Origin of the sequence: Bradyrhizobium sp. th-b2, from assembly GCF_000426785.1 — a bacterium.
Taxonomy (GTDB): domain Bacteria; phylum Pseudomonadota; class Alphaproteobacteria; order Rhizobiales; family Xanthobacteraceae; genus Bradyrhizobium; species Bradyrhizobium septentrionale.
The window spans coordinates 1-4,801 of sequence record NZ_AUGA01000176.1 but is presented as its reverse complement, the minus strand read 5'-3'; the positions used below and the strand labels follow the sequence as shown (position 1 = coordinate 4,801).

At 57.1% G+C, this 4,801-nt stretch carries 5 protein-coding genes; 1 reads left to right on the top strand and 4 read right to left on the bottom strand.

Annotation, left to right across the window (positions count from 1 at the left end):
* The 4 genes from K359_RS60650 to K359_RS56370 form a co-directional block, all read right to left on the bottom strand.
* On the bottom strand, positions 1-249 hold a 249-nt coding region (locus K359_RS60650; RefSeq protein WP_156929115.1), incomplete at its 3' end, for a transposase.
* A gap of 1,004 nt (positions 250-1,253) precedes the next feature.
* Positions 1,254-1,691, bottom strand: coding sequence for a hypothetical protein (locus K359_RS0147065; RefSeq protein WP_029085155.1), 438 nt, complete (start codon positions 1,689-1,691; stop codon positions 1,254-1,256).
* Between the two features lie 89 nt (positions 1,692-1,780).
* Positions 1,781-2,317, bottom strand: coding sequence for a hypothetical protein (locus K359_RS0147060; RefSeq protein WP_029085154.1), 537 nt, complete (start codon positions 2,315-2,317; stop codon positions 1,781-1,783).
* A 165-nt stretch (positions 2,318-2,482) separates the two neighbouring features.
* Positions 2,483-3,502, bottom strand: coding sequence for an MBL fold metallo-hydrolase (locus K359_RS56370; protein ID WP_051346841.1), 1,020 nt, complete (start codon positions 3,500-3,502; stop codon positions 2,483-2,485).
* Positions 3,503-4,007: 505 nt separating this feature from the next.
* On the opposite strand from K359_RS56370, the gene K359_RS0147050 reads away from it, so the two are divergent.
* Positions 4,008-4,202 carry a hypothetical protein gene (locus K359_RS0147050; protein ID WP_029085153.1) on the top strand — a complete coding sequence of 65 codons (195 nt, stop codon included), beginning with the start codon at positions 4,008-4,010 and terminating at the stop codon, positions 4,200-4,202.
* Positions 4,203-4,801 lie beyond the last annotated feature (599 nt).

Below are 4,801 nucleotides of genomic sequence, written 5' to 3'. Positions count from 1 at the left end.
CACATCCCGCGGCGGCACAGACGGCCCAATCTCGACCGGCACCAACGGCGCTACACTCGTTTCACCGTGCTTGCAAAGCTCTTTGCGCCACCTGAACAGCTGGCTCACATGAAGGCCGGCCATGCGAGCCACCTCGGAAACAGTGGCTCCGGGCTCGAACGATGCTGCAACTAGCCGTTCCTTCTCATCCTGTGACCACCGACGCCGCCGCTCGACCGATGTGATCACCTCTGCCCGCGAAATCGTCATAGCGCTTCTCCTAGGATTACCCCTAGGACCTGCAGCGCTCGCGTCCGTCAAACAAGGCGGCCCTCAATGGAGGGATACGGGATTGTGCCATCTGCGACACTTGGTGCCCATGGTGCCAGGATGCGCCGGACATCCCGGGAACGGCAAGCCGCTACAGCTTGCGGTGGATGGCGTGCCGGGCCCAACGAAGGGGGTAACGAAGCACAACGGCTTCGGATGGAGGCCCCGAGCGCGTCAGTGGCCTCGTCACTGGGGGCTTCAACCACCAAAGCACGCTTAGCTAGGGGCGGACATCCTGAAGAACATCTTTGGCACGCGCCGTGGTTCCTTGGGAGTTCCCGATTTCCCAAAGAAATCTGAACGTCCGTTAATTTTCCGGGAACGGATGTCGTCACAAATGATTTGACCTACGAGACCGTCGCCCGCCGTCCAACGATGGCGCATCTCGCGGAGATAGCTAAAGGTCCTATTGGACCCGCTGTTCAATGACACAAGCGCTCGCGCTCGATAGCCAAAGGCGACGGTCTCCGTTTGATGCACGACAGAACTGGAGTGGCCGCTCGACCTTGATGTCGGGCACCAATGGGGTTTTGCGCAGGGAGGATGCCGTCATGCGAAACTCCATTGACATTGACCACACACATAGTCGCGCAATCGTCCTAGAGATTGGCGAAGCACTACAGGCCTTGTTAGAAATAGATCGAGAGTTACCGGCGAGCCAGAGCACGCAAATCGACCGGCTCCGCCAATCAGAAAGGAAGCCGCAGCAAAACATTGCTGGGTCAACGCGGACACCCTGCCCACCGACGGGCGAATAACTCAGTCGCGCTCCACCGCAGCCTATTGTGCTTGCCGCGTGCTCTACGGGGCTGTCCTTATCACTGAAATAGGAACGGCTCGTCGATCAGCATGCGTCGTCGTCCAACGGATCGCCGCACTTATCGGCCATCTCAAGGCAGACCTTGCCTAACTCGGTGCGCACCTCGAACACGACCCGCTCGATGCTACGCCGGGCCGCAAGATCGCCACGCGGCGCGCACGGCGCAGGCAGGCTCGATAGTGCAGTCAGGGTTACACCAGCAACCGTCGATTAGCGCATCGACATCAGACCGGCGCACAAGGTCGCGCCGCTTCTCCATCAGCCGCATCTGCAGCATCTCGGTCTTTACTGCGACGTGTGCGGCATCAGCCTCCGCGCGCGGCGATTGCTGCCACTCGCGCCGCAGGTATCGTAGGTAGGCAAGGCGGCTCTGGTCAAGCGGGAAGCCGTCAGCTTGCCGCTGGATCACGCCTTCGGCTTCGAGCTTGCCGATGTAGGTCCGGGAGCAATCGAGATGCTGCGCCGGTGCAGACGCGCTGACGGTCGCGGGCTTGGCTGATCGCCGTCGAGAGACAGCCGCCTTGGCGACGGGCGGGCGATCAATGGGGACGGTCTCGGTCATCAACGTCGTTCCTGTTGCGTCGCGGTCGAGTACTTCCTTGGAGCGTCAGCGTGAAGGGCAATCATTACCGCAGCCCCAATCTGGCTTGTTTACGCGCAGTTTTGCATCAGGAATTGATGGATTTCGCTTAGCTCCGAGAGGGGCGGCATTGCCGCTGCTGCGGCGTCCGCAGGACACCAAGGGTAAGGCAAATGAGACAACCAGTTCATGACTTGTCGATGATGGTCCGACGATAGGATGAGCATCGTTTTGATCGTTATTGTCAGGTTTTGGATCAATTCACTGCTCCCGAATTGCCAGTCGTAATGTCCGCAGCCGACCCTGATCGATTTAGTCTCTTTGTCGGACATGCCAACCAACCATCGACACCGGAACTCAGCCTCCCCGTCGCGGGGATAGTTATCCAAACAGAAAGTGTAGATGTTCTCGTATGCTCGCCCAAAATCTCTAACTAGGACTCGCGTAATTGCTTCAATGCCTTTTGACGCTGGTGGAAAGGAGATGTTCTCCGTTTCAACTTTCATTTGTAAGCTGGCGTCATGAGCAAAAGCACCGGCCAGAAGATGCGGTCGATTTTCGTCCTTTGCTCGAATGTAGGTTTGGATAGCATTGGCATGAGCACCCATCGTCTCACCTACCTTGAAAGCCGAGAGTCGTCGTCCTACAGGCCATCGTGTTCATTCATGTTGCGCATGGACAGGATAGCTCACTTCCGCTTTCGGCGGCATAGTGGACATGGCCGGACTGCCGCTGGTTCAACCGGGTCGCGAATGACCCGAAGCGGACATGGGCTAATCTGGATGCCTTCGAAGTTCTGAACTCCATTTCGTTGCAACCACGCGTTCTCCCACTGTTAGGCGCAAGAGGTCTTCTCCGACCTCCAACGGGCCCGCGTAAGTGCTCTGTGTTCTGGTCACAAGCTCAGTCACCTTTGTTTCAAGCAGGATGACGTGCGAAAAGACGGCGAGCTTGGGCTTTGTTCGCGAAAATACGATGCCGGCTTCCTCAGGCGATGTATGATGGTCTGCGACCGGCTTCAATTGCGGCAACTTTGCCAGTTGTGCCGAAAGCGCAAAGACTTCGTGGATCAACAGATCGGTTCCCGTTGCGTGCTTAATCAGGTTTTCGTCAAATTTGGTGTCACCTGAAATCGTTATAGATCGGGTGGCATAGTCGATCCGATAGCCCACCGATGGCTTGATCAGGTCGCCATGATTGACCGCAAACGCCGTGACCTTCACGCCGCCCTCGTCAAACACCACGCCGTCCGCTTGGAAGTCGTGGACCTCAATCTGCATGGCAGCCGCTGAGATGTGTTCGTCAGCTTGACGGATGCTCATGTCATCCGAAAATGTCTCCGCAAGGCCCTTGGCAATCTTTGCCACACCGCTTGGCGAGGCTGAGCCGTTGGATGGACCCCACAGCCTCATGGGTTTGGCACGCGATCCAAACGGCCCGAACATGTATCCTGTCATCCATAGGTCAGGCAGGCCAGCAACATGATCCGAATGATAGTGGGTCAGAAAGACTGCATCGATGCCTTTACCTGATGAAATACCCAACTGATAGAGGCGTGCCGTCACTCCTCGACCCGCATCGAATAGTAGATTTTGTCCGCCGACTTGAACGAGTGTGGCCGGCCCGAAACGCAAGGCCGTTGGTTCGGGGCCACCCGTGCCAAGCAGTGTCACGACAATTTCGTTAAAGATGGTAGGCTTTTCCTCAGCGGTCGCACTGCCAGGGATCGTATAGATCAACGCGAAAGTAGCTGCGAAAAGTGCCAGAATGGACTGCTGCGCCGGAAATATCATCGGTAGGCTCCTTCCCCGTGATCGCAATGAATGGACCGGTCAAATGCACGGCCTGCGCCCTGTAGCAGAATGGTGAAGACGTGTACTTCGCCTGACACGTGGAGATGAATTCGGTGCGACCCTTGCGGGCCTAACAGCGTCTGATGACCCACATCATATCACAAATGACCCGCCAAGCGATGGTAGGTGCCGTGCCGATGTGCCTTGGCTACTCGACATTTAAGCCGTTATGTTTTCTGGTTTTGGCCCATCGCGTCATTTCGCTGCGCTGCGGAAGTTCGTCGCTATCGGCGCATAGCGGACATCGAGTGAGACCAGCGCCCCTGTAACTGCAACCACGGATTTTCTCGCACCAGATATCCTCAGTAAGTCCGGTACCGCGGTCCCGGCATTATCTCGCGGCCTTCACAGTAACTTAGTTTGGGGGTACGTCATCGGCACGTCGAGCAGCTCCATTCTGAGGTCCTTCCCGGAAAAAATCTGGAGCGACCCAAGGTATCCGCTGATGGCATCGCATCTTGGAAACCTGTTGTACTGGATTGCCTCATGGATCGCCGTGATCGCGATCGCTGGTGGGATCGTCGTCTGGCTCTTCTTCGCTCGGCCGAACTACGATCCCTTAGGATTGTTGATCAGTGCGTGGGGCGTCATCATTTGGCTTGGCGGTCGTGTGATCCGGTATTGGCTTGGTGGTCGATAGACATTCGCCCCCTGTAACCACGGATTTTCTCGTACCTAATATCCTCGATAAGCCCGGTGGCGCGGTCGGACCCCGCGTTTTATGACATGCCCCAAGGGACCCAAAAATCAAGCAGGGTGGTGGCGCGGCTGTTGGCCTGATCGTTGACGACCGGCGGCTCGTGAAAGGGCGGATGAGCCAGCCCGCTTGGTTCTTTCATTGGTCTGCCAGCGCCTTGTAGGCCAGTTCGCACTTAGGGCATACAAGCGTGCGCAAATCGGGACCAGCAAAGCTGCGCTCGACATAGACCAGCATCATGCGAATGTCGCACTTGGGGCAGCGAGATCGCTCGATCATGCGAGGGGAATGACATTCCGGCATGTGATGCACTCCCCAGGTCAGGCGGGAGCGCAACACTCTCAGTCACCGATAAAAGCCGAAGGCAGGGCGGTGATGATGATATCCCACACCCGCAATACGCCCGGAAGCCGACGAAAAAGTGCAATCTCGGACACACTTGCCGCGCCCATGGCTTTTTTTTTGCAGTGTCACGCGGGCTGATCTCTACGGACGGCAAGCCATCGACATACACAGCGAAATAAAATCGCCATCGCTCACAT

Excerpts from the sequence above, each read along its gene's own strand:
- K359_RS0147065 (WP_029085155.1), bottom strand. The coding sequence starts at position 1,691 with ATGACCGAGACCGTCCCCATTGATCGCCCGCCCGTCGCCAAGGCGGCT.
- K359_RS0147060 (WP_029085154.1), bottom strand. The coding sequence starts at position 2,317 with ATGGGTGCTCATGCCAATGCTATCCAAACCTACATTCGAGCAAAGGAC.
- K359_RS56370 (WP_051346841.1), bottom strand. The coding sequence starts at position 3,502 with ATGATATTTCCGGCGCAGCAGTCCATTCTGGCACTTTTCGCAGCTACT.
- K359_RS0147050 (WP_029085153.1), top strand. The coding sequence starts at position 4,008 with ATGGCATCGCATCTTGGAAACCTGTTGTACTGGATTGCCTCATGGATC.